The organism is Pseudomonas sp. MWU349 (genome assembly GCF_017947325.1).
Classification (GTDB): domain Bacteria; phylum Pseudomonadota; class Gammaproteobacteria; order Pseudomonadales; family Pseudomonadaceae; genus Aquipseudomonas; species Aquipseudomonas protegens.
In genome coordinates, this window is record NZ_JAFEVP010000002.1 from 971,421 (window position 1) to 995,397 (window position 23,977).

The 23,977-nt window shown below is 65.1% G+C and carries 27 protein-coding genes; 18 read left to right on the forward strand and 9 right to left on the reverse strand.

Going from position 1 to position 23,977, the window contains the following annotated elements; all coding sequences use genetic code 11:
* The first annotated feature begins 308 nt into the window (after window positions 1-308).
* From ggt to KCG88_RS11810, 9 genes are all read left to right on the forward strand, one after another.
* The gene (gene ggt, locus KCG88_RS11770; protein ID WP_210712405.1) at window positions 309-2,138 is read left to right on the forward strand and encodes a gamma-glutamyltransferase; all 1,830 of its coding nucleotides are present in this window, start codon (window positions 309-311) and stop codon (window positions 2,136-2,138) included.
* A gap of 154 nt (window positions 2,139-2,292) precedes the next feature.
* Window positions 2,293-2,787, forward strand: coding sequence for a GNAT family N-acetyltransferase (locus KCG88_RS11775; protein WP_210712406.1), 495 nt, complete (start codon window positions 2,293-2,295; stop codon window positions 2,785-2,787).
* Window positions 2,788-3,228: 441 nt separating this feature from the next.
* The gene (locus tag KCG88_RS11780; protein ID WP_047285381.1) at window positions 3,229-3,495 is read left to right on the forward strand and encodes a DUF3077 domain-containing protein; all 267 of its coding nucleotides are present in this window, start codon (window positions 3,229-3,231) and stop codon (window positions 3,493-3,495) included.
* A 115-nt stretch (window positions 3,496-3,610) separates the two neighbouring features.
* Window positions 3,611-3,913 carry a type II toxin-antitoxin system HigB family toxin gene (locus KCG88_RS11785; protein WP_210712407.1) on the forward strand — a complete coding sequence of 101 codons (303 nt, stop codon included), beginning with the start codon at window positions 3,611-3,613 and terminating at the stop codon, window positions 3,911-3,913.
* Window positions 3,914-3,918: 5 nt separating this feature from the next.
* A complete protein-coding gene (locus KCG88_RS11790; RefSeq protein ID WP_015637007.1) occupies window positions 3,919-4,290 on the forward strand; it encodes a helix-turn-helix domain-containing protein in 372 nt (123 codons plus the stop codon).
* A gap of 78 nt (window positions 4,291-4,368) precedes the next feature.
* The gene (locus tag KCG88_RS11795) at window positions 4,369-5,181 is read left to right on the forward strand and encodes a GyrI-like domain-containing protein (protein WP_047285385.1); all 813 of its coding nucleotides are present in this window, start codon (window positions 4,369-4,371) and stop codon (window positions 5,179-5,181) included.
* Between the two features lie 133 nt (window positions 5,182-5,314).
* Window positions 5,315-6,031, forward strand: coding sequence for a polyphenol oxidase family protein (locus tag KCG88_RS11800; protein WP_047337795.1), 717 nt, complete (start codon window positions 5,315-5,317; stop codon window positions 6,029-6,031).
* Window positions 6,028-6,483, forward strand: coding sequence for a GNAT family N-acetyltransferase (locus tag KCG88_RS11805; RefSeq protein ID WP_210712408.1), 456 nt, complete (start codon window positions 6,028-6,030; stop codon window positions 6,481-6,483). Before KCG88_RS11800 ends, KCG88_RS11805 begins: the two co-directional genes overlap by 4 nt.
* A 96-nt stretch (window positions 6,484-6,579) precedes the next feature.
* On the forward strand, window positions 6,580-7,161 hold the full coding sequence (locus KCG88_RS11810; RefSeq protein ID WP_047337797.1) for a membrane protein: 582 nt from the start codon (window positions 6,580-6,582) through the stop codon (window positions 7,159-7,161).
* 9 nt (window positions 7,162-7,170) lie between these two features.
* On the opposite strand, the gene KCG88_RS11815 is transcribed toward KCG88_RS11810, so the two are convergent.
* The 4 genes from KCG88_RS11815 to KCG88_RS11830 all read right to left on the reverse strand — a co-directional run bounded on the left by KCG88_RS11815 (window position 7,171) and on the right by KCG88_RS11830 (window position 9,888).
* The gene (locus KCG88_RS11815) at window positions 7,171-7,524 is read right to left on the reverse strand and encodes a gamma-glutamylcyclotransferase family protein (protein WP_047285391.1); all 354 of its coding nucleotides are present in this window, start codon (window positions 7,522-7,524) and stop codon (window positions 7,171-7,173) included.
* Window positions 7,525-7,554: 30 nt separating this feature from the next.
* Entirely contained in the window at window positions 7,555-8,649 is a 1,095-nt protein-coding gene (ddlA, locus tag KCG88_RS11820; protein ID WP_210712409.1) for a D-alanine--D-alanine ligase, read from the reverse strand.
* A gap of 43 nt (window positions 8,650-8,692) precedes the next feature.
* A complete protein-coding gene (locus tag KCG88_RS11825) occupies window positions 8,693-9,172 on the reverse strand; it encodes a GNAT family N-acetyltransferase (protein WP_015637011.1) in 480 nt (159 codons plus the stop codon).
* Window positions 9,173-9,246: 74 nt separating this feature from the next.
* Window positions 9,247-9,888: a LysE family transporter gene (locus KCG88_RS11830; RefSeq protein ID WP_210712410.1), complete on the reverse strand. Its 642-nt coding sequence runs from the start codon at window positions 9,886-9,888 to the stop codon at window positions 9,247-9,249.
* A 142-nt stretch (window positions 9,889-10,030) separates the two neighbouring features.
* On the opposite strand from KCG88_RS11830, the gene KCG88_RS11835 reads away from it, so the two are divergent.
* The 4 genes from KCG88_RS11835 to KCG88_RS11850 all read left to right on the forward strand — a co-directional run bounded on the left by KCG88_RS11835 (window position 10,031) and on the right by KCG88_RS11850 (window position 14,418).
* On the forward strand, window positions 10,031-10,840 hold the full coding sequence (locus KCG88_RS11835) for an AraC family transcriptional regulator (protein WP_047285399.1): 810 nt from the start codon (window positions 10,031-10,033) through the stop codon (window positions 10,838-10,840).
* An 81-nt stretch (window positions 10,841-10,921) separates the two neighbouring features.
* A complete protein-coding gene (locus KCG88_RS11840; RefSeq protein ID WP_047337801.1) occupies window positions 10,922-11,308 on the forward strand; it encodes a cupin domain-containing protein in 387 nt (128 codons plus the stop codon).
* Between the two features lie 258 nt (window positions 11,309-11,566).
* Window positions 11,567-12,181, forward strand: coding sequence for a biliverdin-producing heme oxygenase (locus KCG88_RS11845; RefSeq protein WP_210712411.1), 615 nt, complete (start codon window positions 11,567-11,569; stop codon window positions 12,179-12,181).
* Window positions 12,178-14,418: an ATP-binding protein gene (locus KCG88_RS11850; protein ID WP_047337803.1), complete on the forward strand. Its 2,241-nt coding sequence runs from the start codon at window positions 12,178-12,180 to the stop codon at window positions 14,416-14,418. Before KCG88_RS11845 ends, KCG88_RS11850 begins: the two co-directional genes overlap by 4 nt.
* A 36-nt stretch (window positions 14,419-14,454) precedes the next feature.
* On the opposite strand, the gene KCG88_RS11855 is transcribed toward KCG88_RS11850, so the two are convergent.
* Entirely contained in the window at window positions 14,455-15,354 is a 900-nt protein-coding gene (locus tag KCG88_RS11855; RefSeq protein ID WP_047285405.1) for a LysR substrate-binding domain-containing protein, read from the reverse strand.
* Between the two features lie 102 nt (window positions 15,355-15,456).
* On the opposite strand from KCG88_RS11855, the gene KCG88_RS11860 reads away from it, so the two are divergent.
* Complete coding sequence (locus KCG88_RS11860) at window positions 15,457-16,389, forward strand: DMT family transporter (RefSeq protein WP_210712412.1); 933 nt, start codon at window positions 15,457-15,459, stop codon at window positions 16,387-16,389.
* A gap of 5 nt (window positions 16,390-16,394) precedes the next feature.
* Here KCG88_RS11860 and KCG88_RS11865 read toward each other — a convergent pair whose 3' ends face one another.
* The gene (locus KCG88_RS11865; protein WP_210712413.1) at window positions 16,395-17,801 is read right to left on the reverse strand and encodes an MFS transporter; all 1,407 of its coding nucleotides are present in this window, start codon (window positions 17,799-17,801) and stop codon (window positions 16,395-16,397) included.
* Between the two features lie 97 nt (window positions 17,802-17,898).
* Here KCG88_RS11865 and KCG88_RS11870 point away from each other — a divergent pair, with 97 nt between their 5' ends.
* Window positions 17,899-18,783: a LysR family transcriptional regulator gene (locus KCG88_RS11870; protein ID WP_210712414.1), complete on the forward strand. Its 885-nt coding sequence runs from the start codon at window positions 17,899-17,901 to the stop codon at window positions 18,781-18,783.
* Between the two features lie 6 nt (window positions 18,784-18,789).
* Here the strand turns inward: KCG88_RS11870 and KCG88_RS11875 are convergent, their stop codons facing one another.
* On the reverse strand, window positions 18,790-19,296 hold the full coding sequence (locus tag KCG88_RS11875) for a YbaK/prolyl-tRNA synthetase associated domain-containing protein (RefSeq protein WP_047285412.1): 507 nt from the start codon (window positions 19,294-19,296) through the stop codon (window positions 18,790-18,792).
* Window positions 19,297-19,333: 37 nt separating this feature from the next.
* Window positions 19,334-19,939, reverse strand: coding sequence for a flavin reductase family protein (locus tag KCG88_RS11880; RefSeq protein WP_210712415.1), 606 nt, complete (start codon window positions 19,937-19,939; stop codon window positions 19,334-19,336).
* Between the two features lie 164 nt (window positions 19,940-20,103).
* On the opposite strand from KCG88_RS11880, the gene KCG88_RS11885 reads away from it, so the two are divergent.
* From KCG88_RS11885 to KCG88_RS11895, 3 genes are all read left to right on the forward strand, one after another.
* On the forward strand, window positions 20,104-20,877 hold the full coding sequence (locus KCG88_RS11885; RefSeq protein WP_210712416.1) for an SDR family oxidoreductase: 774 nt from the start codon (window positions 20,104-20,106) through the stop codon (window positions 20,875-20,877).
* 109 nt (window positions 20,878-20,986) lie between these two features.
* Window positions 20,987-21,895: a LysR family transcriptional regulator gene (locus KCG88_RS11890; RefSeq protein ID WP_047285419.1), complete on the forward strand. Its 909-nt coding sequence runs from the start codon at window positions 20,987-20,989 to the stop codon at window positions 21,893-21,895.
* 53 nt (window positions 21,896-21,948) lie between these two features.
* On the forward strand, window positions 21,949-22,476 hold the full coding sequence (locus KCG88_RS11895; RefSeq protein ID WP_015637021.1) for a GNAT family N-acetyltransferase: 528 nt from the start codon (window positions 21,949-21,951) through the stop codon (window positions 22,474-22,476).
* Between the two features lie 39 nt (window positions 22,477-22,515).
* On the opposite strand, the gene KCG88_RS11900 is transcribed toward KCG88_RS11895, so the two are convergent.
* Window positions 22,516-23,832 carry a PAS domain-containing methyl-accepting chemotaxis protein gene (locus KCG88_RS11900; RefSeq protein ID WP_210712417.1) on the reverse strand — a complete coding sequence of 439 codons (1,317 nt, stop codon included), beginning with the start codon at window positions 23,830-23,832 and terminating at the stop codon, window positions 22,516-22,518.
* Window positions 23,833-23,977: the final 145 nt, after the last annotated feature.

Sequence of the window (23,977 nt, forward strand, 5' to 3'; positions counted from 1 at the left end):
CGCTTGGCGTTTCCCCGCGAACCTCACCCCCCAACAGCAATCCGAAAACAAGTAACCACTTACAACGGTGCATGACGTCCCCTCATCGGGCTTATAGTTTGTTTCACCCTGTACCCAACGCCCCCCTCCCACCCTGACTCAGATCAATCGACAGCCGGGTGAAAGGCTGCCTGCGACCCTGTGTACAGGGGAGATGGCCCGCTCCAGCCACCTGCCCAGGGCTACATCCGAACCCAACTGCCGGCGCCACTGCTGTACATTCCCCCGCACGGACGACCCCTCATTTCCCTGTGAACGGAGCTCAACGCGTGTTCTCGAACTTCCCTCCCCGTCACCTGCTCGGCCTCGGCCTGCTGGCTGCCGCCCTCAGCCTTGGCGCCTGCCACAACCCGCCTTCTTCCAACACTCTGCCCGCTGCCCCGGAAATCGCCTCGGGCTACCGCACCGACATGCAGACCCGCCATGCCGCCAAGCACATGGCCGCGGCCGCCAACCCGCTGGCCGCCGAGGCCGGGCGCGAAATGCTGCGCAAGGGCGGCTCGGCCATCGACGCGGCGATTGCCATGCAGGCCGTGCTGACCCTGGTGGAACCACAGTCCTCGGGGATTGGCGGCGGCGCGATGATCGTGCTCTGGGACGGCAAGGCCGTGCGCACCTATGACGGGCGGGAAACCGCGCCGGCAGGCGCCACCGAGAAGCTCTTCCTGCAAGCGGACGGCAAGCCGATGCCCTTCCCCCAGGCGCAGATCGGCGGACGCTCGGTGGGCACCCCGGGGGTGCTGCGGGCCCTGGAAATGGCCCACCAGAAACACGGGCGCCTGCCCTGGGCGCAATTGTTCGAACCGGCGATCCGCCTGGCCGAACAAGGCTTCGCCATTTCGCCACGGCTGCACAGCATGATCAGCGCCGACCCGTTCCTGGCACGCTCGCCGGACATGGCCGCGTATTTCCTGAATGCCGACGGCACGCCGAAAGCCGTGGGCACCTTACTGAAAAACCCGCCATTGGCCGCGGTACTCAAACGCATCGCCGAGGAAGGCCCGGACGCGCTGTACAAGGGCCCGGTGGCCGCACAAATCGTCGCCAAGGTCCAAGGCCACGCCAACCCCGGCAGCCTGTCGCTCAACGACCTGCAAGGCTACCGCGCCAAGGAACGCGCGCCGCTGTGCAGCGACTACAAGCGCTGGCAGGTATGCGGCATGCCGCCGCCTTCATCGGGCGGCGTGGCGGTGGCGCAGATACTCGGCACCCTGCAGGCCCTGGAACAGCGCGACCCGCGCTACACCCTGGCCAACCTCAAGCCGCAGAAAACCAACCTGCCCGCCGGCCTGGAGCCCGCGCCACAAGCGGTGCACCTGATTGCCGAAGCCGAACGCCTGGCCTATGCCGACCGCGGCCTGTACGTGGCCGACAGCGACTTTGTGCCCGTGCCGGTGGCTGGCCTGATCGCCCCGGACTACCTGGCCAAGCGTGCCGCACTGATTGGCGAGCGCAGCATGGGCAAGGCCGAACCGGGCAAGCCCCAGGGCATCCAGGTGGCCTATGCACCGGACCGTTCGCCAATGCGCATCTCCACCTCGCAAGTGGTGGCAGTGGATGATCTGGGCGGCGCCGTATCGATGACCACCACGGTGGAAGCGGCCTTCGGCTCACACCTGATGGTCGAGGGCTTCATGCTCAACAACCAACTGACCGACTTCTCGTTCATTCCCGAGGAAAACGGCCAGAAGGTGGCCAACCGCGTCCAACCGGGCAAGCGCCCGCGCTCGTCCATGGCGCCTACCCTGGTCTTCGACCGCGCCAGCGGCGAACTGCTGGCCAGCGTCGGCTCCCCCGGCGGCTCGCAGATCATCGAGTACGTGGCCAAGTCGGTGGTGGGCATGCTCGACTGGAACCTGGATCCGCAAGCCGCCGTCGGCCTGCCCAACTTCGGCAGCCGCAACGGGCCGACCGAACTGGAGAAAGGCCAGTTCAGCCCGGCCCTGAAGCAGGCACTGCAAGCTCAGGGACATGAGGTAAACGAGATCGACATGACCAGCGGCACCCAGGCCATCGTTCGCGTGCGTGATGCACAGGGCAAGGCGTCCTGGGCCGGCGGCGCCGATCCACGGCGTGAAGGGGAAGCACTGGGGGATTGAGAGTAATCGGATGAACCCGAGGGCTGGCGGTGAGGCTGGCCCTTTTTTGTGGGCGGTGAACGAGGGCTCTGTATGCAAGATTTTGCGGCGGTCTGTGTCTGATCCAGTCTTTGGATCTGCCCTAGCATCGCCCCTGTCCACCGAGGAACCGACGATGAACACGATTGCAGCCGACCTTGATATTCCGGGCCTGAGCCCACGCCACCTGACGCCCCAGGACCTTGAACTGATCTGCCGCCATCGCCAGGCGATGTTTCTCGATGCGGGTAAGGACCTCTCGACCTTGCAGGTGATGACCGAGCACTTTCGCCCCTGGTTGCGCGAACGCCTGGAGGACGGCCGCTATTACGGCTTCGCCCTGATGGACGCCGAGCAGAGCGTGGCCAGCATCGGCCTGATGAGCATCGACTGGCCGCCCCACCCTTCCCATCCGACCCAGGGTCAGCGCGGCTACGTGCTCAACGTCTACGTCGAACCGGCCTACCGGAGGCGCGGCCTGGCGTCGGCGCTGATGAAACTGGCAGAGGCCGAGTTCAGCCAGCGCGGGCTGGGCTTTGCCGTGCTGCATGCGACCGAGGCCGGCAAACCGCTGTATCAGGGGCTGGGTTGGGCGGCGACCAGTGAGATGGCGAAACAGGGCTTGCTGTAGCCGCTGCCGCAGGCTGCGACAAGGGCCGAAGGGCCTTCGGCGCCTGGGAGATCGCGGCCTGCGGCAGCGGCTACAGGGTTGGTTCACAAAATGTCGCAGTAATGCCGTTGCGACGCCCCCTACTCCAACCTATGGTTCGACCGCCGCTGCAAAATCAGCGAACAGGCTTGGCGGCCTGATAGAATCGAGGCGCAACAGCGCCCCACCCACATGCGGGCGCTTTTTTTGCGCCCGCATACCTGCGTTATGGCGGGTTGCGTGGGAGAACCTTCGGGTTCGCCGGTTCCTTGATTCCCGGTCCGCCAATCCTGCGCAATCCGCCACCCTGATCTGCTTGGCGGCAGACGGTGACGGTCCTTCGAATCAAGGAGTCGTGACCATGAACTGCTTATGCAATCTGTTTCCCCAACACCTCCCGCAACACAAAACCGGAGGTGCCCGATGACCACTCAATCGCCCCTGACCACCCTCGGTGAAATCCGCTTTTCCCAGTGCGGCGAGCACCCGCATCCGCTGTTTCGCGTGAATGCCGACGTGCCGATCAGCGAAGCCCTGGAACACGCCTCGGCGCTGTTGCATCTGGCAAAGCAATTCACCCTGGAGGCGGCCATGGAGCCGCGGTGCGACCGCTATGCTTGGGCGGCACACTACCTGGCAGAGATGGGCAAGGCACTGATGGACGACGTGCACGCCACGCTCTCTGCATGACCTGATCGTCCCTGAGCCGACGTTGCCTGCGCGGGCAGATCCAGCGATCTGCCCGTACATCGCTTGACGCACTCAGCGACTTGTTTAAGTCCCAGGACGGGACTAGGATCACGCCATGAGAATTATTGCAGTCAGTCAGTTGAAGGCCTTCTGGGAGCAGTACCCGGATGCAGAGCAGCCCTTGCTGGCCTGGGTCGATGAAGCAAGGAAAGCCGAGTGGTCCAACCCTGCGCAGATCAAGGACCAGTATCTCAACGCGAGCATTCTCAAAAGCCGCAGGGTGGTCTTCAACATCAAGGGCAACGAGTATCGACTGGTCGTTGCCGTGGCCTACCGCTTTGGTGCGCTGTACATCAAGTTCGTGGGCACTCACCAGCAGTACGACGCCATTGATGCCGACCGCGTAGACAGGGAGTAACCCACATGAACATCCGCCCCATCCACACCGACCAGGACTACCGCGCCGCGCTCAAAAGCGTCTCGCCCCTGTTCGACAACGAGCCGCAGCCCGGGACGCCTGAAGGCGATTACTTCGATGTGATGATCACCCTGATCGAGGCATACGAAGCCAGGCAGTTTCCCCTGGACCTGCCCAACCCGATCGAGGCGATCAAGTTCCGCATGGAACAGTCCGGCTTGTCCGCCGCCGACCTGGCCCCCGCCATCGGCCGCACCAACCGCGTCTATGAAGTGCTCAACGGCAAGCGCGCGCTGACCCTGCCCATGATCTGGAAACTGCACCAGCTGTTCGGCATTCCCGCCGAGAGCCTGATCAAGCCGATCAAATCGTCCTGAGCCGTGCTGCCGGGCTTGAGCTTGCCCCTGGGTAAAGGCTCAGCATGCCCCGCAGCCCAACAACACCAAGGACGCTCCATGCTCACCATCGGACAAATGGCCCGCTGCCACGGCCTCACTACCAAGACCCTGCGCCATTACGACAGCATCGGCCTGTTTACCCCGGCCCTCACCGGCCGGGACAACGGCTACCGCTACTACAGCCCGGAACAGATCGTGACCCTGGGCCGCATCGTCTGGCTGCGGCAACTGGGCATGTCCCTGGAGGACATCCGCACGCTGGCGGACCAGGGCGGCCTGGACAGCGTGCTGCACATGCAGCAGTCACTGCAGGCACATGCCCGGCAGTTGCAAAGCGAGATCGCCCGCAGCCAGAAAGTACTGGGCCATCTGCAGCGCTACCTGGCCCAGCCGCAGCGCCAACTTCCAGCCGCGCAGACACCTCAGAAGGTATTCCTGGCTCAGCAGCGGATCATCGGCATGGCCTGGCAGCAGGACGACCCGGGCACCATCGCCGAGCTCTGGCAACGCTTCGAACCCCGGGAACAGGAGATCCAGCGCCTGGCCGAGCCGGTGGGCACCTATGGCATCTGCCAGCCCCTGGAAGACGGCCAGTGGCGTTATGTGGCCGGCCTGCCGGTGGCCGCCGACGCGCCCCTGGTGCCCGGCATGGTGGAGCTGGACATCCCTGCCCGCCATTACGCGCGAGTCGAGCATCACGGCAGCGTGACCACCCTGCCGGAAACCTTTCGCGCCGCCTACAGCGAGTGGTTGCCCGCCGCCGGGCTGGTGCCCATCGAAGCGGTGGAGTTCGAGTACACCGGCGAGCGCTTTCTGGGGCCCATGCACCCGGACAGCGTGGTGGAACTGTATATCCCGCTGAGCGCCTGAAACGCTCGGTGAGGGGGCCGACCGGCAGGCTACCGCTGGTCTGCCCCGGCCTATCCAGCGTTGTCTGTCAGCAAAAGTACCTCGGATACCGCTATGCTCTGCAGCCATTCCCAGGTTACCGAGCGAAGGCCCGATGAGTTTCCAGGCAGGTGTGTTGAACCAGATATCCGGCATCCGTCATGCGTTTACGACCCTCGGCGCCGGCCTGCCGGCCAACCTGTTCTTCTGCTCGCAGGTTCACAGCGGCGAGGTGGTGGAAGCCAGTACCACGCTGCCCAGCGGAATCATCCGCGGCGACGCGGTACTCACCCATTCCAGCCGCCCCATCGCGGTGGTCACCGCCGACTGCCTGCCGTTGCTGATCAGCAGCGAGGACGGTTCCTGGGTCGCGGCAGTGCACGGCGGCTGGAAAGGCCTGCATGGCGGTATCATCGCCAATGTGCTGCAACACTTCGCCAGCAAGGGCATCACCCCACAGCAATTACGGGTGGCCATCGGCCCGTCGATCAAACCCTGCTGCTATGAAGTCAGCGCCGACTTCATCGACACCCTGTCCACCACTCAGGACCCGCTGTGGCCGGCCGCACAGGCACCCTGGAGCCGTGAGCAACCGGCCCCGCTGCTGCCGCCGCAGATTCCACCACCGCAACCGACCCAGGCCGATTCCCTGTGGTTCGACCTGAGCCGCTATGCCGTGCACTGGCTGCACGCCGCTGGAATCCGTGATGAACAGATCGAAATCAGCGAGCTGTGCACCTACTGCTCGACCCCGGCCCTGGCCAGCTATCGTCGACGCGGGCACCGGGGTGAAGCCAAGGCCTTCCAGTATTCGTGGATCGGCCGGACATGAGCCTCGAGAGTGCATTGCTCCCAACCTCCCTGAGCGACCTGGAAACCCTGGTCCAGATGCGCATCGCGGCCATGCGCGAAAGCCTTGAGCGCCTGGGGCGCTTCGATCCGCAGCGGGCCCGGGAGCGTTTTGCCGCAAGCTTCGCGGCCGAACGCTGCCACTTCATCCTCAGTGACGGACAGCCCGTAGGCTTTATCCAGAGCCAATCACACGGCGATCATCTGCGCCTGCAGCACCTGTACGTCCTACCGCAATTCCAAGGACGGGGCCTCGGCGCCAAGGCCCTGGAGCAGCTTTTGGAACGCTCCGCCAACGAGCAGCTACCCATCCACCTGGATGCGTTGCGCGGCAGTGACTCGAATCGTTTTTATCGACGCCTGGGTTTTGTTCAGGTGGGTGAAAGTGAATGGGATATTCACTACGTTCGGCCGGCGGATCCACCCCGGACCTGAACCCGGTTCCGGTTGGCCACCGAGCCCCTGCTGGTTCTAGGCCAGCAACCTGAGCTAACGTTGCCTCCCCCCTCAGGCTCAACCCAAGGAGTGCCCGTGTCTGACAACCTCTATGCCCCGCCCCAGGCGGATCTGGTCGCCCCCTCGCCCGAAGCGGCGCAACAGCCGTTCTACGTGGTGTCCAAGGCCAAGTTCCTGACCCTGTACATCCTCACCTTCGGCATCTACCAGGTGTACTGGGCCTACAAGAACTGGCATCAATTCAGGCACGCCAGCGGCCAGGAGCTGTGGCCGGTGGCCCGGGCCTTCTTCGCGATCTTCTTCACCCATGCGCTATACCGCGAAGCCGATGCAACGCTCAAGCGCGACGGCCGCAGCCATGACTGGCGCCCCGGTGAACTGGCAACCCTGTTTGTGGTGGGGGTGATCATCAACAACCTGGTGGACGCGCTGTCGCGCAAGAACATCGGCTACCCGGTGACCGACATTGCCAGCCTGGCGCTGCTGCCGGTACTGGCGTGGATCACCTGGCTCGGCCAGCGCGGCCTGAATGCCGCCGCGAAAGATCCCGAAGGCCGCAGCAACGCCCGTTTCACGCCGCTGAACTATGTGTTCATCGTGCTCGGGGCGGTGCTGCTGGCCCTGGCGTGCATCGGGGTGATGCTGCCGCCGGAGTGAGCCGAAGACTCAGGCGCTGACGTAGACCCAGGCCTGGATGCCCGAGGCCAGGGTCACGCTGACCCGCTTGTAGTCCGAGACTTCATAGCTGTCGGCCGCCGCCAGCTCCTCGGGGGTGATGCAGAACACGGTGCCGGGAATCGGCGCGCTGTCCGCCGCCCCCGGGCGCAGGATCGGGTGGTGGGTCTTGCCGCTGGCGGCCAGCACCTCGGGGTCGGTGATTTCTACCCAGCTCTGTTCGTAGCCAAGCATGGCATCCGTGCTGCCACTCAACTCCCGGCCAAAGTTGGCGATCTGCACCGCCTTGTCTTGCAGGGTGCCGTAGGAAAAAAGATAAACCGATGCATCTGTTGCTGAACTCATTCGTCACGTCCTTAACCACGATGATCCGCTTCAGCGGTTGATTTTCAGCCCTTGCCGTTGAGCGTGACGCTCCAGCGCCAGTTCGATCAGGCGGCTCACCAGCTCGCTGTAGCTCATGCCGGTGGCCTGCCAAAGTTTGGGGTACATGCTGATCCGGGTGAACCCCGGCAGCGAGTTGATTTCGTTGATCAGCACTTCCCCCTCATCGGTGAGAAACACATCGACCCGAGCCAGCCCGGAGCAGCCCAGCACCTGGAATGCCTCGACGGCCAGGGCCCGAATGCGCTCGCTGTGCTCGATGCTGATGTCCGCCGGCACCAGCACCTGCGCCGCCTCCCCGTCGATGTACTTGCTGTCGTAGGAATAGAAACCATTGCTGACCACGATCTCGCCGCAGCCACTGGCAATCGGCTGGTCGTTGCCCAGCACCGCGCATTCGATTTCCCGCCCACGTACCGCCGACTCCACCAGCACCTTGTGATCGAAGCCCAGGGCCAGCTCCACCGCTGCCTCGTATTCGGCCTCATTGTCGACCTTGCTCACCCCCACCGATGAACCCTGGTTGGCCGGCTTGACGAACAGCGGCAGGCCGAGTGTTTCCCGGGCCAGGGCAAAACCGTAACGGCCACGGGTGGCCCGGGTCAGGGTGATGAACGGGGTCACCGCCAACCTGGCGTCGCGCAGCAGGCGCTTGCTGATGTCCTTGTCCATGCACACCGCAGAACCCAGCACGTCGGAGCCGACAAAGGGCAGGTCGGCCATGCGCAGCAGCCCCTGCAGGCAACCGTCTTCGCCCAGGGTGCCGTGGACGATGGGGAAGATCACATCGACATGCCCCAGCAGTTCCTGGCTGGAGGTTTCCACCAGTTGCTGGCTGGCCTTGCCCGGCACCACCGCCAGCTCGCGATTGGACTGGTTGAGGGCGATCAGCGCCGGGTTTTCCTGGTTGATCAGGAAGTTCGAGGTGTCGTTGAGGTGCCAGTGCCCCTGTTTGTCGATGCCGATCAGCACCGGCTCGAAACGCGTGCGATCCAGGGCATCGACGATGTTGCGCGCCGACTGCAGCGACACTTCGTGTTCGGCCGAACGGCCACCAAAAATAATCCCGACCCGCAACTTGCTCATGACTGCTTCCCGTTGAAAAAATGATTGCTGACGGTTCTTCAATTCAGCTGGGGCTGTAGCGCAAATGGATCAGCGCCACTCGCTCCTGCTCCTTGTTCTTGCGCTCTTCGATGGCGAACGGCACAAAGCCCAGCTTCGGATAAAGCAGCAACCCCGCCACGTTGCTGTTAAAGCACGACAGCGTCACCTCGCTGGCCTGGTGCTTGCTGTGGGCGATGTGGATCATCTGCCCGATCAATTGCGCCGCCAGGCCCGCGCCGCGCACCTCTGGGTCGACGATGACATTGCCGATGGTACAGGTGCCGCCCCTGGCCCAGCGGTAGAAGTTGGCAAAGCCCACTACCTGCCCGTCACGCTCGATCACCGTCGAGTCGCTGCGCTGGGCGATGGAGTCGCGCAACTGCTCGTGGGTCAGCGGCCAGGTAGCGGCGGGAAAGAAGAAATACAGCTCCTGGGGATTGCCCACGAAACTGCAGATCCGCGGAATGTCCGCCTCTGCCACCGGGCGAAAAACAACAGCCATGTTCAGTCTCCTGATACGGGGACGGGTCGTCCTTGTTGGGGGGCGGATACTGGCCGGCGCAAGGCACCGGCCGTTCAGCGATTGGCCAGCAGATGCCCGCCGAACAGCACATAGCAACCACCGGCCAGGCGGTCCAGCCAGCGCCGGGCCCGGGCATAGAACCCGGCCACCCGGCTGCTGGCGAAAAACAGCGCCACGCAGCAGTACCAGGACAGCGACAGGCCGGCCATGGTCAGCACCGCCAGCCCCAGTAGCAGAGGTGGCGGGGAGGCCGGCATCGAAGTGGCAAAAATGGTGGCCACGAACAGCGCCGACTTGGGGTTGGTCATGTTGCCGAGAAAGCCCAGCCGGTAGGCCGAGAACAGGCTGCGCGCAGCATGGCTCGCGCCGTCGGTGGTCAGAGTCTCCTGGGCCTGCTTGCGCTTGAACTGCTTGAGCCCCAGGTAGATCAGGTAACAGCCACCGGCAACCTTGAACAACACGAACAGCGCCGGCGCCGCGCTGAACAGCGATTTGATGCCCAAGCCTCCCGCCAGCCCCCAGAGCACGGTGCCGCTGGCCACCCCCAGGGCGGCGAACAGGCCATGGCGCCGCGAACAGCCCGCCGCCAGTTGCGCAGTGGTGAAAAAGTTCGGCCCGGGGGTGATCACCGCCACGCTCCAGAGCAGCGCCAGCGACAACAACGGGGCGAGGTAAACCAGGTGTGAGGCGTGCATGGGGGCAGATGGCCGTGAAGAGGGTCCAGGGGAACGACGCTACTCCACTCGCGCCTGCCCAGGCAACCGCCGATTGGCCTCGCAACCCAGCGCGCCCCTGAGTTAACGTACGGCCCTTGGTTTCATCCATCAGGACCGTTCCATGGCCAAACCCGCAGCTGTCACCGACTGGGTTCACCGCGCGCCGCCCGCCCGGGGCCTGGAGCGCATCGAGGCGTATTTCGCCGGCCATGGCTATGACATGCACCGCCATGACACCTACGCCATCGGCCGCACCCTGCACGGGGTGCAGAGCTTCCAGTACCGCGGCGGCTGGCGCCATAGCCTGCCCGGCGCCACCATGGTCCTGCACCCCGACGAAGCCCACGACGGCGAGGCCGGCACCCACGACGGCTTTCACTACCGCATGCTGTATGTCGAGCCGGCGCTGATCCAGCAGATCCTCGGCGGCCAGCCACTGCCCTTCATTACCGGCGGCCTGTCCAACGACCCGCGGCTGTTTGCCGCCACCGAGGCCCTGCTGCGCGGGGTCGACAGCCCCCTGGACCCGCTGGAACAGGAAGACGCCCTGTTCGATCTGGCCCATGCCCTGAACAGCGTCTCCGGGGTCGCCCAATCACGGCAGCGTTTCGACTATGTGGCGGCCGAGCGGGCCCGGGAATACATCCACAGTGCCCTGGACCGCACCCTGACCCTGGAGGAGCTGGCGGCCCATAGCGGGCGTGACCGCTGGAGCCTGTCCCGGGATTTTCGCCTGCTGTTCGGCACCAGCCCCTACCGCTACCTGAGCATGCGCCGCCTGGATCTGGTTCGCGCGCTGCTGGTGCAGGGCCAGACCCTGGCCAACGCCGCACTGATCGCCGGCTTCACCGACCAGAGCCACATGACCCGGCAGTTTCGCCAGACCTACGGCCTGCCACCGGCGCGCTGGCTGAAGATGCTCGGCCGCTGAGGCCACACACGATCGTTCAAGAAGCCCTAGCCCCTGGCTGTTTACCCTCAGCGCTCATTCATCACTGAGGTGGAACACACCATGCAAAACCCTGCCCCGCAAGCCGCCTACCAGAGCATCAACTTCGCCAGCAAACTCGGCCTGTTCAGCGAACACTGGACCCCCAAGGTGATCGCCGAGATGAACGACTACCAGTTCAAGATCTCCAAGTTGCAGGGCGAATTCGTCTGGCACTCCCACGCCGACACCGATGAAACCTTCATCGTGCTCGACGGCCAGTTGTACATCGATTTCCGTGACGGCCGGGTGGCCATCGGCAGTGGCGAGATGTTCGTGGTGCCCAAGGGCGTCGAGCACAAACCCTGGGCCGAGCAGGAGGTCAAACTGCTGCTGATCGAACCCAAGGGCGTACTCAACACCGGCGATCAAGGGGGCGAACGCACCGCCCAGAACGACGTCTGGATCTGATACTCACCGCTGAACCTGCGAGACGGAAAAGGGAATTTCTGCCTCTTGAACACAGTCAGACACAGCAACACGTCATCGATCGACTACCCTTGGCCGACCAATGGTGCGTCAAAAACTGTACGTCGGTGCAAAAAGCACAGGTAGAGTGGCGCTCTTATTTTTCTGTGCGATGGCTCTAGTGCAGGGACTACAGCCTGGTCCCAGCTTTCGATGACGCCCATGGCGCGTCCATTACCTGTTGCGACCCCTGATCCCTGAATGCCCAAACCGCACCAAGACACCACCGCCCCCACCCTGCTTCAAGACCTGCGCGCCGGCACCGCGACCCTGCACATGGCCCTGGAAAAGCGCCTGCCGTTCTTCTCCGAGCACCTCGATGCGGCCTGGTACCAGCGCCTGATCCAGGCCTATTTCGGCTTCTACCAGCCCCTGGAGGCGGCCCTGCATGACAGCGGCCTGATCCCTGCCGGCTACGACCCGGAACAGCGCCGCAAAACCCCGGCCCTGGCCGGTGACCTGCAGGCCCTGGGCCTGGCCCCGGAGCGCATCGACGCCCTGCCCCGCTGCCACCATCTGCCCGCGCTGGCCAGCCCCGGCGCGTGCCTGGGCGCCCTCTATGTACTGGAGGGCGCGACCCTGGGCGGGCAGATACTGCGCCGGGAAATGGCCCAGCGCCTGGACCTGCACGGGGATAACGGCGGGGCTTTCCTCGACGTGTATGGCGCCGCCACCGGGAGGCGCTGGAAAGATTTTCTCGACTACCTGGGGCGCATGCCCGAGGACGCGAGCGCACGACAACAAGTAGTCCGCGCCGCGCAATCCACATTTGCCTGTTTCGAGCACTGGCTCGATAGCCGCGAGGTGCTGCTATGACTCCACAAGACGCCCAAGCCTTTGAACAACTGTTGGCCAACTGCGCCGATGAGCCAATCCGCTCCCCCGGGGCGATCCAGCCCCATGGCGTGCTGCTGACGCTGTCGGAGCCGGACCTGCGCATCCAGCAGATCAGCGCCAACGTCGAGGCCCTGCTGGGCCAGCCTGCCGCGCAGGTCCTCGGCCAGCCCCTGGAGCAACTGCTGGGCGACACCGACGGCCAGCGCATCCGCGAGGTGCTGCAACTGCCGCGCTTGTCCGATGCGCCGCCGCTGCACCTGGCCGTCAATGGCGCACGCTTCGAAGGCTTGCTGCATCGCCACCAGGGCGTGCTGATGCTGGAGCTGGAAATCCAGCTCGAACACCTGCAGCCCCAGCACCTGAAAGAGCAGACCGAGAACCTGGGGCGCCTGCTGCGGCGCTTGCAGGCGGCCAAGACCCTGAATGAGCTGTACGCCATCAGCGTCAGCGAAATCCAGGCCATGACCGGCTACGACCGGGTGCTGATCTACCGCTTCGAAGAGGAAGGCCACGGCCAGGTCATCGCCGAAGCCACCCGCCCCACCATGGAAGTGTTCAATGGCCTGTTCTTCCCGGCCTCGGACATTCCCCAGCAAGCCCGCGAGCTGTACCGCAGTAACTGGCTGCGGATCATCCCCAATGCCGACTACGAGCCGGTGCCGCTGCTGCCGGTGCTGCGCCCGGACACTCAGCAGGCCCTGGACCTGAGCTTCGCCACCCTGCGCAGCGTATCGCCGATCCACTGCCAGTACATGAAGAACATGGGCGTGCTGTCCTCCATGAGCATTTCCCTGCTCAAGGGCGACCAGCTCTGGGGCCTGATCAGTTGCGGCAACCGCCAGCCGCTGCTGGTGCCCCACGAGCTGCGCATTGCCTGCCAGACCATCGGCCAGGTGCTGTCGTTGCAGATCAGCGCCATGGAGGCCCTGGACATCAGCCGCCAGCGGGAAGAGAAAGTCACCGCCCTGGCCCGCCTCGACCAGGCCATGCGCGACACCCCCGACAGCGTCTTCGACGGCCTGACCCAGGTGCCGCAACTGCTGCTGGACCTGACCCAGGCCGGTGGCGTGGCAATCATCGAAGACAAGCAACTGCACTGCTTCGGCAACTGCCCCCCCCAGGACGAAATCCGCGCCCTGCACCGCTGGCTGCAAGGCACCGGGCAGGCGGTGTTCGCCAGCCATCACCTGGCCAGCGTCTACCCGCCGGCGGCGAGTTATCAACAGGTGGCCAGCGGGGTCCTGGCCATGACCCTGCCCAAGCCTGTGGATAACGGCGTGCTGTGGTTCCGCCCGGAAGTGAAGGAAAACATCAACTGGAGCGGCAACCCGCAAAAGCCCCTGGACCTGGAAAACTCCGACGCAGGCCTGCGCCTGCGGCCGCGCACCTCGTTCGAGATCTGGAAAGTGGAGATGGCCGGGATCGCCACCAAATGGAGCCACGGCGACCGCTTCGCCGCCAACGACCTGCGCCGCTCGGCCCTGGAGCACGACCTGGCGCGCCAGGTGCTGCGCGAGCAACAGGCCGTGCGCGCCCGGGACGAGCTGGTGGCGGTGGTGTCCCACGACCTGCGCAACCCGATGACCGTGATCTCCATGCTCTGCGGCATGATGCAGAAGGCCTTCAGCTCCGATGGCCCGCATACCTCACGGCGCATCTCCTCGGCGATCGATACCATGCAGCAGGCCGCCAGCCGCATGAACAACCTGCTGGAAGACTTGCTGGACACCTCGAAGATCGAGGCCGGGCGCTACAGCATCGCCCCGCAACCGCTGGACGTCAGCCAGATGTTCGAAGAGGCCTATTCATTGCTGGCACCACTGGCTCTGGACAAGGCTATCGACATCAGCTTCCACGCCGAACCGGACCTCAGGATCCACGCCGACCCCGAGCGCCTGTTCCAGGTGCTGTCGAACCTGGTGGGCAACGCCATCAAGTTCACCCCCACACAGGGCAAGGTCGGGGTGGTGGCGATGTCTGACGGCGAGCAGATCGTGTTCAGCGTGCGCGACTCCGGGGAGGGCATTCCCACCGACCAGTTGCCGTTCATCTTCGATCGCTACTGGACCATGAAGGAAGGCAACCCCAACGGCACCGGCCTGGGGCTGTACATCACCCAAGGCATCATCCAGGCACACGGCGGCAAGATCGAAGCCCACAGCGAAGTGGGCAAGGGCAGCGAGTTCCGCTTCAGCGTGCCGCGCGCCAGCCTCTGACCCATAGCCCGGGGCTGGCCATTGAGCCCCGGGCGCTCATTCAGCCGCCTGGGCCACCAGCCAGTCGCGAAACAACTGGCCGCTGGCGGACAGGCGCTTGTGCCGCGGGTGCACCAGAAAATCTGCCTGCCCGGTGCGAAATGCCCACTCGCCAACCCGCAGCAACTCGCCCTGGGCCACCAACTGGCTGGCCATGAAATCCCAGCCCAGCCCCACACCCATGCCCTGCTGCACCGCGCTGAACATCAGGGTCAGCTGGTTGAACCCCAGGGCCCCCGGTGGCGCGCTGTAGTCCAGGCCGAAATGATGGAACCAGTCCCGCCAGTCGATGCAGTTCCACTCCGAGGCGTCCAGCTGGATCAACGGCAGTTCGGCCAGTTGCGCCAGCTCCTGGACCACAGGCAGCTCCAGGCGCCGGCTGACGATGGGGTAGACCATCTCGGCGAACAGCGATACCGCCGCCAGGGACGACCAGTGCCCCGCACCATAGAGAATGCCGAAGTCATGCTCGGCCACGCTGGACTCGTCCATGTCGTTGTTGGCATGGATGCTCACGGTGATGTCCGGGTGCTGCTTGTTGAATGCCAGCAGGCGCGGGAACAGCCAGAACTGCGCCACCGCGTGGGTGCATTGCACGGTGATGGTATTGGCGTCGCGCCCGGCCCGCAGGCGGCTGACGCTGCGCAGCAAGGCTTCGAGCTGGGTGCTGACCTCGACGAACAGCGAGGCGCCGCTGGCGGTGAGCTTCACCCCCCGGGCCTGGCGCTCGAACAGCTCGGTCTTGAGCGACAGCTCCAGGGCACGGATCTGCTTGCTGACCGCGCTCTGGGTCAGGCACAGCTCGGTGGCCGCACGGGTGAAGCTGGCGTTGCGGCCCACCGCCTCGAAGGTGACCAGGGTTTCCAGCGGCGGCAGATGACGGGCGAAGCGGCTCACAAGGCATTCCCCAGGAGAATAGGTAGGTGCCTATATATCCTTTGTCCATCCGGTCAGCAATGACTAGCCTGCGCAGCTTGATGACTAGGTACGAGTGTTTGCATGAAACGTGGAGTTGCTTATGCCGCCCTGGCCGGTGCGGTCTGGGGCCTGGCGATTGTGGTGCCCAGCCTGCTGCCTGAGTTCAGCCCGTTGCTGCTCAGCTGCGCGCGCTTCAGCCTCTACGGTGCATTCTCCCTGCTCCTGGCTGCGCCTCAGGCCCGGGAGCTGCTGCAACGCCTGACCTGGGGCGATGCCGTGCTGTTGGTGAAGCTGGCGCTGACCGGCAACCTGATCTATTTCATGCTCCTGGCCAGCGCCATCCAGTGGGCCGGCGTAGCCAGCACCGCACTGATCGTCGGCTTGCTGCCGCTGACCATCACCCTGGCCGGCCGCGGCGATGCCGATGCCGTACCCTTGCGCCGGCTGCGCTGGCCCTTGCTGCTGGTGTTCGCCGGCATCTGCTGCATCAACCTCGACACCCTGCTCACCGCCCACAGCGATTCGGTGGAACTGGGCCAGCGCGCCCTGGGCCTGCTCTGCGCCTTCGGTGCCTTGCTGTGCTGGACCTGGTTTGCCACCGACAACGCCCGCTACCTCAAAGGCAGCCGCTTCAACAGCAGCCAGTGGTCGACCCTGTGGGGCATTACCACCGGGCTGATGAGCGCCCTGGTCTGGCTGCTGGCGGACGGGTTCTCATTGCCCGGCACCCGGGCCGAGGCCAGCGAGCAGCGCTGGATGCTGTTCTGGGGCCTGAGCCTGTCCAGCGCGGTGCTCGGCTCCTGGTTCGGCAATCGCATGTGGAATGCCTCGACCCGGCGCCTACCGCTGACCCTGAGCGGCCAATTGATCGTGTTCGAGACCCTGTTCGCCCTGCTCTATGGCTTCATCTGCCTGCAGCACCTGCCCAGCCTGCTGCAAAGCGGCGCTGCCCTGTTGCTCCTGGCCGGGGTCCTGTGGGCGGTGCGCCGCCACCTGCCACGGGCCCATGGCTGACGCCCTCAGCCCTGGGCCACGGAACAGGCCGGCAAGGCCACGCCAGCCCGGGGCAGGCGCAGCGCCAGCAAGGCCCCGAACAGCGCCAGCAGGGCGCTGGCGGCGGTAGCCATCTGGATGCCATAGGCCTGATTGCCGCCGGCGCTCAAGGTATTGGCCAGGGACACCAGCAGCGCCAGCCCCAGGGCACCGCCGATCTGCTGGCTGGTGGAGGCCACGCCCGCAGCCACCCCTTGCTCGGACGCCGCGATACCCTGCCCGGCCGAGACCCACATCGAGGTCCAGGTCATGCCCTGGCCGATGCTCATGATCACGATCCCCGGCAGCAGGCCGACAAAGCCGCTACTGCCCGGCAGGGCCAGGTACATCAGGCCAATGCCCAGCGCCCCGAGCAGCAAGCCGCTGACCAGGGTCGCCCGCAAGCCTACGCGCAGCAGGGCCCGCTCCGCGACCCAGATCCCGGCCGTGCACAGCAGGGTCGAGGGCAGGAACGCCAGTCCGCTTTGCAACACACTGAACTGATAGACCTGCTGGAAATACAGGCTGAGGAAGTAGTACTGCACGCCGAAGCTGCTCATGAACAGCGCGGTAATCACCATGGCCATGCGCAGTTGTGGATAACCCAGCAGGCGCAGGGGCATCAGCGGATCGGCACTGCGCTGTTCAAGGCGCACGAACAGCCCGAGCAGGGCCAGGGACAACGCCAGGCAGCCCAGGGTCGCCGGAGCGCTCCAGCCCCACTCCGGGCCCTGGACGATGGAAAACACCAGCTGGGTGCCACCCAGGGTCACGGTCAGCGCGCCGCGCAAGTCGAACTGACGGCCGCGCTGGCGCGCAGGGTCGGCGGGTATCCAGCGCCGAGCCAGCAACGCACAGGCCCCAGCCAGGGGCACGTTGACCAGGAATACCGCCTCCCAGCCCCAGTACTGGGTCAGCACCCCGCCCAGCAGCGCCCCCAGGGCCAGCCCCGCCGCCGAGGCCGCGCTCCACACCGCAAAGGCCCGGTTGCGCGCCGGCCCCTCGGCGTACCAGGTGTTGATCAGGGCCAGGGTCGCGGGGAACAGCATCGCCCCGCCCACGCCCTGCACCGCCCGGGCCAGCACCAGCAGCAGCGCGCTGCCGCCCAGGCCGCCGGCCAGCGAGGCCAGGGCATACAAGGACTGGCCGACGATGTAGAAACGCCGCTTGCCCAGGAGGTCCGCCGCCCGTCCGCCCAGCAGCAGGAAACCACCGAAGGCCACGCTGTAGGCACTGACCACCCATTGCAACTGCTGGGCAGAGAAGCCCAAGTGGCTGCCGATTTCCGGCAGGGCGACAAACACGATGGTGGCGTCCAGGGCGATGATCAACTGCGCGGTGGCCAGCAGTAACAGCATCCAGCCCGACGGCTTGGCTAACGAGGTCGCGGACATCGCGAAAATCCTTGTGTGGAAATAACCGGCGGCCAGTGTCATCGATGCCGTTTAAATGATAAACAAGCCATTATCTCTTTCAGTAATGACTTTAATCATGGATCTGAACGCCCTTCGCCTGCTGGTCCGGGTTGCCGAAACCCGCAGTTTCACCCGTGCCGCCGGTGACCTGGGGCTGACCCAGTCCGGCCTGTCCCGAGCCATTTCCCGCCTGGAGCAGCAGCTCGGTGTACGCCTGCTGCAACGCAACACCCGCAGTGTCAGCCTGACCCCGGACGGCCAGGTGCTGGTCGAGCGCGCCGCGCCCCTGCTGGCGGAACTGGCCCACGCCGAACACCTGCTGCTGGACCGGCGCGAATCCCCCAGTGGAATGTTGAAGATCAGTACCCCGTCACTGTTCGGGCGCAAGGTGGTAATGCCGGTGATCGGCGAACTGACGGCCCAGCACCCGGCGTTGAGCATCGAAGCGGTGATGACCGACCGGGTGGTGGACATCATCGATGAAGGTTTCGACGCGGTGGTACGCACCGGGGTGATCCAGGACCAGCGCCTGATCGCCCGGCCCCTGGCGCCCCTGCGCTGGGTCACGGTGGCGGCGCCAGGCTACCTGGAGCGCTATGGCACGCCCCGGCACCTGGCTGACCTGCAGCAGCACAACTGCCTGGCCGTGCGTAACCTGCGCAGCGGCCGGCTGGTGGACTGGCAGTTCATGGACCAGGGCAAGCCCCTGGACCTGGCCGTCCAGGGCCGGCTGATCTTCGATATCGGCGATGCCCTGGTGGACGCGGTGCTCGGCGGCTTCGGCATTGCCCAACTGATGGAGTTCGCGGTGCGCGAAGCCCTGGACACCGGCCGGCTGGTACCGGTTCTGCAGGAGCATGCCGGGCGCAGCCGCGAGCTGTCGCTGGTGTATCCGCCCTCGCGCCAGTGCTCGCCGAAGCTCACCGCCTTCGCCGAGGCTCTGGCTCAGGCTAGCTGGTAGCCGCCTTCAACCGGGCTGGGCGCTGTCGCTTGCCAGGTCCTGGGTCACGCTCAGCAGCAGCGGCTGGGCGATCCTCAGGTAGTCCTGGGTATCGAGCACCATGGAGGCATCCAGGCGCCCGGCGTTGAAGGCGATCTCGCTGTAGCAAGAGGTCAATTGCGGGTCGACGATCAGCCGGATGCGCGGATCGAAACTCAGCGGAGCAATGGCGCCGATCACGCAACCCGTCAGCTCCCTGGCCAGCTCCGGCGATACCAGTTGCGCCTTCTTGCCCCCCAGAGCCGCGCCGACCTTTTTCATGTCCAGCCTCTGGTCGCCGCTGAGAACCACCAGCCCATACACCTCGTCTGTGCCCTTGAGGCTGCAGAGCATGGCCTTGGCCCCCTGCCCAGGTTCAGTGCCGCGGATCTCGGCAACCCGCGCCGACTGCCCTTCGGCCGGGTGCAAAATCACCCGATAGCGGGCCTGGTGGCTATCCAGCAGGCTCACTAGACGCTGAAAGACTTCGTGCATGTTCACTCCTTGAAAAAAAGCGCATGGGGGGGTCGGCTCAAGCGTCTGCAACCAGGGGCAGTTGCCGACCGTCAACGGCGTCACCGATGGTCAGGAAATGCCCGCCCGCCACATGGTGCAGGGTACGCAGCCGGTCGTGCCCGTCGAAGTGCCAGCGCCCTTCGCTGAACACCCGGGTATCGGCCTGGGCGGCAATCACTTCGCCAAGGAACAGGTCGTACTGCAGGTGGTTATGGGGTTCGGACAGCAGCCGGCATTCCAGCCAGGCTACGCACCCCTCCAGCAGCGGCGCCGCCAATTGCTCGCCGGCAAAGGCCTGCAGACCGTAAGCGGCGAACTTGTCGCTACCGCCCTGGCTCAGTTCCAGCCCGGAGCTGTTGCCCAGGCTCTGCACGATATCCACCTGGGCCACACAAGGCACATTGAGCACGAAGGTGCCCGAGGCCTCCAGCAGTTGTCGGGTCCAGGTGGACTTGTCGAGCACCACGGCGACTTTCGGCGGCTCGAAATCCAGGGGCATGGCCCAGGCCGCGGCCATGATGTTGCGCTGCCCGCCATGGGCTGCGCTGACCAGCACCGTTGGGCCGTGGTTGAGCAAGCGGTACGCCTTGTCCAGCGGTACCGGGCGACGAAGATCGGACATGACTGGCTCCTGAAAAAAACTGCGATTGTAGCCCCATCGCGATCGCTTGCAGACAAGGTCATTGGCCGGATTTTCTGGATAATCCGTCCAGCCGCCGACGGCTTATCAACGGCGGTGCAGACACTAGACTCAGCCTTCACCCCAACTGTTGAAGGACACGCGCCATGACCGATCACTCCCTGAACAACAAAGTCGTGCTGATCGCCGGTGGCGTGAAGAACCTGGGCGGCCTGATCGCCCGCGACCTGGCCAGCCACGGTGCGCGGGCGGTGGCCGTGCACTACAACAGCAACGCCAGCCAGGCCGACGCCGAGGCCACGGTGGCGGCACTCAAGGCCCTGGGTGTGAAGGCCCAGGCGTGGCAGGCCGACCTCACCCGCGCCAGTGCCGTGGAGCAGCTGTTCAACGAGGCCAAGGCGCGCTTCGGCAAGATCGACATCGCCATCAACACCGTGGGCAAGGTGCTGAAGAAACCCATCATTGAAATCAGCGAGGACGAGTACGACCAGATGTTCGCGGTCAATGCCAAGAGCGCCTTCTTCTTTATCAAGGAAGCCGGCAAGCACCTGGAGGACAACGGCAAGCTGGTGACCCTGGTGACGTCGCTGCTGGGGGCCTTCACTCCGTTCTATGCCGCCTATGGCGGCTCCAAGGCGCCGGTGGAACACTTCACCCGAGCCGCCGCCAAGGAGTTCGGTGCCCGCGGCATTTCAGTGACGGCCGTCGGCCCCGGGCCCATGGACACTCCATTCTTCTACCCGGCCGAAGGCGCCGACGCCGTGGCGTATCACAAGAGCGCCGCAGCCCTGTCGCCTTCGAGCAAGACCGGGCTCACCGATATCGAGGACGTGGTGCCCTTCATTCGCCACCTGGTCACCGAAGGCTGGTGGATCACTGGCCAGACCTTACTGATCAACGGCGGCTACACCACCAAGTAATCCTGGCGCCCAAGGGGTAAATTGGCCTGCCGAGCCGCAGCATCGATCGCCTCGGCCGATGCTGCGATCCACTGCCGTCAGGCGCCCCCGAACCAGGATCGTGCAAACGATGGATAAGCTTGAGCAATACCGCGTGTTCATCCAGGTGGCCGACATGGGTAGCTTCATCAAGGCGGCCCATGCCCTGGAACTGCCACGGGCCACCGTCTCTTCCGCCGTGCAGCAACTGGAAACCGGCCTCGGTACCCGCCTGCTGCACCGCACCACCCGCCACGTGCAGTTGACCGCCGACGGCGCCATTCTGCTGGAGCGGGCGCGGCGCCTGCTGGCAGACGCCGCCGAACTCAACCAGTTGTTCCACCACCGCCAGGTGGACGTCAGCGGGCGCTTGAACATCGATGTGCCCAGCCGCATCGCCCGGCGCCTGATCGTCCCCGCCCTGCCCCGATGGCTGGCGCAATACCCCGGCCTGCAACTGGCCCTGGGCGCCAGCGATCGCAGCATCGACCTGGTCCAGGAAGGCATCGACTGCGCGATCCGCGTCGGCAGCCTGGCCGACAGCAGCCTGGTCGCCCGCCCCCTGGGGCAACTGGCGCTGATCAACTGCGCCAGCCCCGCCTACCTGGCCGAACAGGGCGAGCCCCACACCCCTCAGGACCTGCAGAACGGCCAGTGGATGGTCGGTTATGCCTCCCCGGACACCGGCCGCGAGCAGCCCTGGGAATACCTACTGGAAGGTCGCGAGCACTTGCTGGGGCTGCCCAGCCGGGTGATCGTCAACAACGTCGAGAACTACATCGCCTGCTGCCGGCAGGGGCTGGGCCTGATCCAGGTGCCACGCTTCGACGTGCAGCACCTGCTGGACCGTGGCGAGCTGGTGCAGGTGCTCCGTGAACTGCCGGTAGCGCCCATGGATATCTGCGCGCTATACCCCGACCGGCGCCATCGCTCGCGCCGCCTCAACGTGTTCATCGAATGGTTCGCCGAGCTGATCAAACCGCACCTGGAGGCTTGCTGAACACCTGCCGATCGTGAGATGAAAGCGCCTTCACGGATTGAGGCACTGGCACCATGACCCACTTGCACATCAGCGCTCCCCACCTCGACGACCTGGATGACCTGCTGGCCTTCGAAGGGGAAAACCGAGCGTTCTTCGAAGCCTCGATCAACGCCAGGCCTGCCACCTACTACTCCCGCGAAGGGGTCGCCGAAGCCATAAACCAGGCGTGCGAGGATGCCGAGGCAGATCGCGGTTATCAGTTCCTGATCCGCGACAACGCAGTGCTGGTGGGGCGCGTCAACCTGCACCGGGTGCAGCGCCCCTACTTCAATTGCGCGGAACTGGGCTACCGGGTCGGCGCCCGCTTCAACGGCCGCGGCATTGCCCGCACTGCGGTGCAGCAGGTGCTGCTGCGCGCCTTCGGCGAACTGCAACTGAGCCGCATCGAAGCCAATGCGCGGCCGCAGAACACCGGTTCGGTGCGGGTGCTGGAAGCCTGCGGCTTCTCTTGCTACGGCCATTCGCGGCGCAGCTTCCTGTTGCACGGCGAGTGGTTCGACCGCTTGCACTACGAGTGCCATGGGCCTGCGCCACGCTAGCAACCCGGGCGTGCGCCGCCAAGGCGCACGCCCACGCCCTCAGGCCGACAGCTGGTTGGCGAACTGGCCGACCGCACTGACCACTTTCTGCGCACCGTCCTGAATCTCGACGATGACCGCGCCGGCCTCCGCTGCCAGGGTCAGGCCCTGCTCCGCCTGCTGCCGGCCCTCGGCCATCAGCTCCACCGCCGAGCGGGCCATGTCCTGGTTCTGGCGCACCACGCCGACGATCTCGTCGGTGGCGTTGCTGGTGCGCGAGGCCAGTTGCCGGACCTCATCGGCGACCACCGCAAAACCCCGCCCCTGTTCACCGGCCCGGGCCGCTTCGATGGCCGCGTTGAGAGCCAGCAGGTTGGTCTGTTCAGCGATGCCGCTGATGGTCTTGACGATGCTCGCTATCACCAGGGACTGCTCGTTCAGGGCTTCGATGCCGTCCCCGGCCTGCTGCATGCAGGTAGCCAGGTCACGCATCACGTCCAGGGTCTCGGTGACCACCGCCGAGCCGCGCTGGGCGCTGGTGTCGGTCTGTCGGGAGATGCTGTAGGCGATGTCCGCCGCCTCGGCCACCCGTTGCTCCTGGTTCACCTGATCGGTGATCAGGATGGCGAACTTCACCACCTTGTAAAGCTGGCCACTGGCGTCCAGCACCGGGTTGTAGGAAGCGTCGAGCCACACCACCCGCCCCTGGCTGTCGATGCGCTTGAACCGCTGGGCGATGTATTCGCCGGCGTTCAACCGTGCCCAGAACTCCTGGTAGCCGGGCCCTTCGTATTCCTGCGGTTCACAGAACAGGCGGTGGTTCTGGCCCTGGACCTCATCCAGGCGGTAGCCCATGCAGGCGAGAAACCGCGAGTTGGCCGTCAGCACTCGGCCTTGCAGATCGAACTCGATCACCGCAGAGGAGCGCAGCAGCGCCGCCATCAGGTTTTCATGCTCGCAGGCACTTTCCACCGAAGCGCTCTGGTCGGTGCAGATCAGGTTGTAATGATCGAGCCGCCCGGCGCCGTCGCGGATCGGCTGTACACAGACCTGCAGCCAGGCCTCGCGGCCGCCTCCGCGTTGCAGGCGCAACTGGCCGGTGTAGCTTTCGTTGCGCCCCAGGGCCGCCTTGAATTCGCGATACAACGGCACAGCCTGCGGGTGGCGCGAGACGATGTTCTCCAGGGGCACGCCGGCCAGTGGCTGGCCATCGAGTTCCAGGGCCTGGATGAAGTTCTGGTTGGCCCGGCGGATGGCCCCCTCGCCATCGAGTTCGAGATTGAGCACCTGGCTTTCCAGGCAGGCCTTGAATTGCTGCAGAGCGTTCAGCTCGTCGCTCAGGGTGGCAAGTTGCTGCTTCAAACGTTTGTTGAACATGGATACACCGACAGACTAGGAGTGGATACAACAACCCCCTAGCCATCGGCGCAGTTTGGGCTTTCTCCAAGCCTCGCAGCGCTTTCCAGACACTTCCTACAAGCCTCTAGGAAATTTCTTGGTTTTTCTTGAGCGCAGCCGTCGC

Bases quoted from the DNA above. Each gene is read 5' to 3' on its own strand.
- KCG88_RS11850 (WP_047337803.1), top strand. From the start codon at position 12,178: ATGACTCCACAAGACGCCCAAGCCTTTGAACAACTGTTGGCCAACTGC.
- KCG88_RS11845 (WP_210712411.1), top strand. From the start codon at position 11,567: ATGCCCAAACCGCACCAAGACACCACCGCCCCCACCCTGCTTCAAGAC.
- KCG88_RS11830 (WP_210712410.1), bottom strand. From the start codon at position 9,888: ATGCACGCCTCACACCTGGTTTACCTCGCCCCGTTGTTGTCGCTGGCG.
- KCG88_RS11875 (WP_047285412.1), bottom strand. From the start codon at position 19,296: ATGCACGAAGTCTTTCAGCGTCTAGTGAGCCTGCTGGATAGCCACCAG.
- KCG88_RS11880 (WP_210712415.1), bottom strand. From the start codon at position 19,939: ATGTCCGATCTTCGTCGCCCGGTACCGCTGGACAAGGCGTACCGCTTG.
- KCG88_RS11890 (WP_047285419.1), top strand. From the start codon at position 20,987: ATGGATAAGCTTGAGCAATACCGCGTGTTCATCCAGGTGGCCGACATG.
- KCG88_RS11865 (WP_210712413.1), bottom strand. From the start codon at position 17,801: ATGTCCGCGACCTCGTTAGCCAAGCCGTCGGGCTGGATGCTGTTACTG.
- KCG88_RS11780 (WP_047285381.1), top strand. From the start codon at position 3,229: ATGACCACTCAATCGCCCCTGACCACCCTCGGTGAAATCCGCTTTTCC.
- ddlA (WP_210712409.1), bottom strand. From the start codon at position 8,649: ATGAGCAAGTTGCGGGTCGGGATTATTTTTGGTGGCCGTTCGGCCGAA.
- KCG88_RS11805 (WP_210712408.1), top strand. From the start codon at position 6,028: ATGAGCCTCGAGAGTGCATTGCTCCCAACCTCCCTGAGCGACCTGGAA.
- KCG88_RS11895 (WP_015637021.1), top strand. From the start codon at position 21,949: ATGACCCACTTGCACATCAGCGCTCCCCACCTCGACGACCTGGATGAC.
- KCG88_RS11790 (WP_015637007.1), top strand. From the start codon at position 3,919: ATGAACATCCGCCCCATCCACACCGACCAGGACTACCGCGCCGCGCTC.
- KCG88_RS11900 (WP_210712417.1), bottom strand. From the start codon at position 23,832: ATGTTCAACAAACGTTTGAAGCAGCAACTTGCCACCCTGAGCGACGAG.
- KCG88_RS11815 (WP_047285391.1), bottom strand. From the start codon at position 7,524: ATGAGTTCAGCAACAGATGCATCGGTTTATCTTTTTTCCTACGGCACC.
- KCG88_RS11870 (WP_210712414.1), top strand. From the start codon at position 17,899: ATGGATCTGAACGCCCTTCGCCTGCTGGTCCGGGTTGCCGAAACCCGC.
- KCG88_RS11885 (WP_210712416.1), top strand. From the start codon at position 20,104: ATGACCGATCACTCCCTGAACAACAAAGTCGTGCTGATCGCCGGTGGC.
- KCG88_RS11775 (WP_210712406.1), top strand. From the start codon at position 2,293: ATGAACACGATTGCAGCCGACCTTGATATTCCGGGCCTGAGCCCACGC.
- KCG88_RS11840 (WP_047337801.1), top strand. From the start codon at position 10,922: ATGCAAAACCCTGCCCCGCAAGCCGCCTACCAGAGCATCAACTTCGCC.
- KCG88_RS11835 (WP_047285399.1), top strand. From the start codon at position 10,031: ATGGCCAAACCCGCAGCTGTCACCGACTGGGTTCACCGCGCGCCGCCC.
- KCG88_RS11795 (WP_047285385.1), top strand. From the start codon at position 4,369: ATGCTCACCATCGGACAAATGGCCCGCTGCCACGGCCTCACTACCAAG.
- KCG88_RS11825 (WP_015637011.1), bottom strand. From the start codon at position 9,172: ATGGCTGTTGTTTTTCGCCCGGTGGCAGAGGCGGACATTCCGCGGATC.
- KCG88_RS11785 (WP_210712407.1), top strand. From the start codon at position 3,611: ATGAGAATTATTGCAGTCAGTCAGTTGAAGGCCTTCTGGGAGCAGTAC.
- KCG88_RS11800 (WP_047337795.1), top strand. From the start codon at position 5,315: ATGAGTTTCCAGGCAGGTGTGTTGAACCAGATATCCGGCATCCGTCAT.
- KCG88_RS11860 (WP_210712412.1), top strand. From the start codon at position 15,457: ATGAAACGTGGAGTTGCTTATGCCGCCCTGGCCGGTGCGGTCTGGGGC.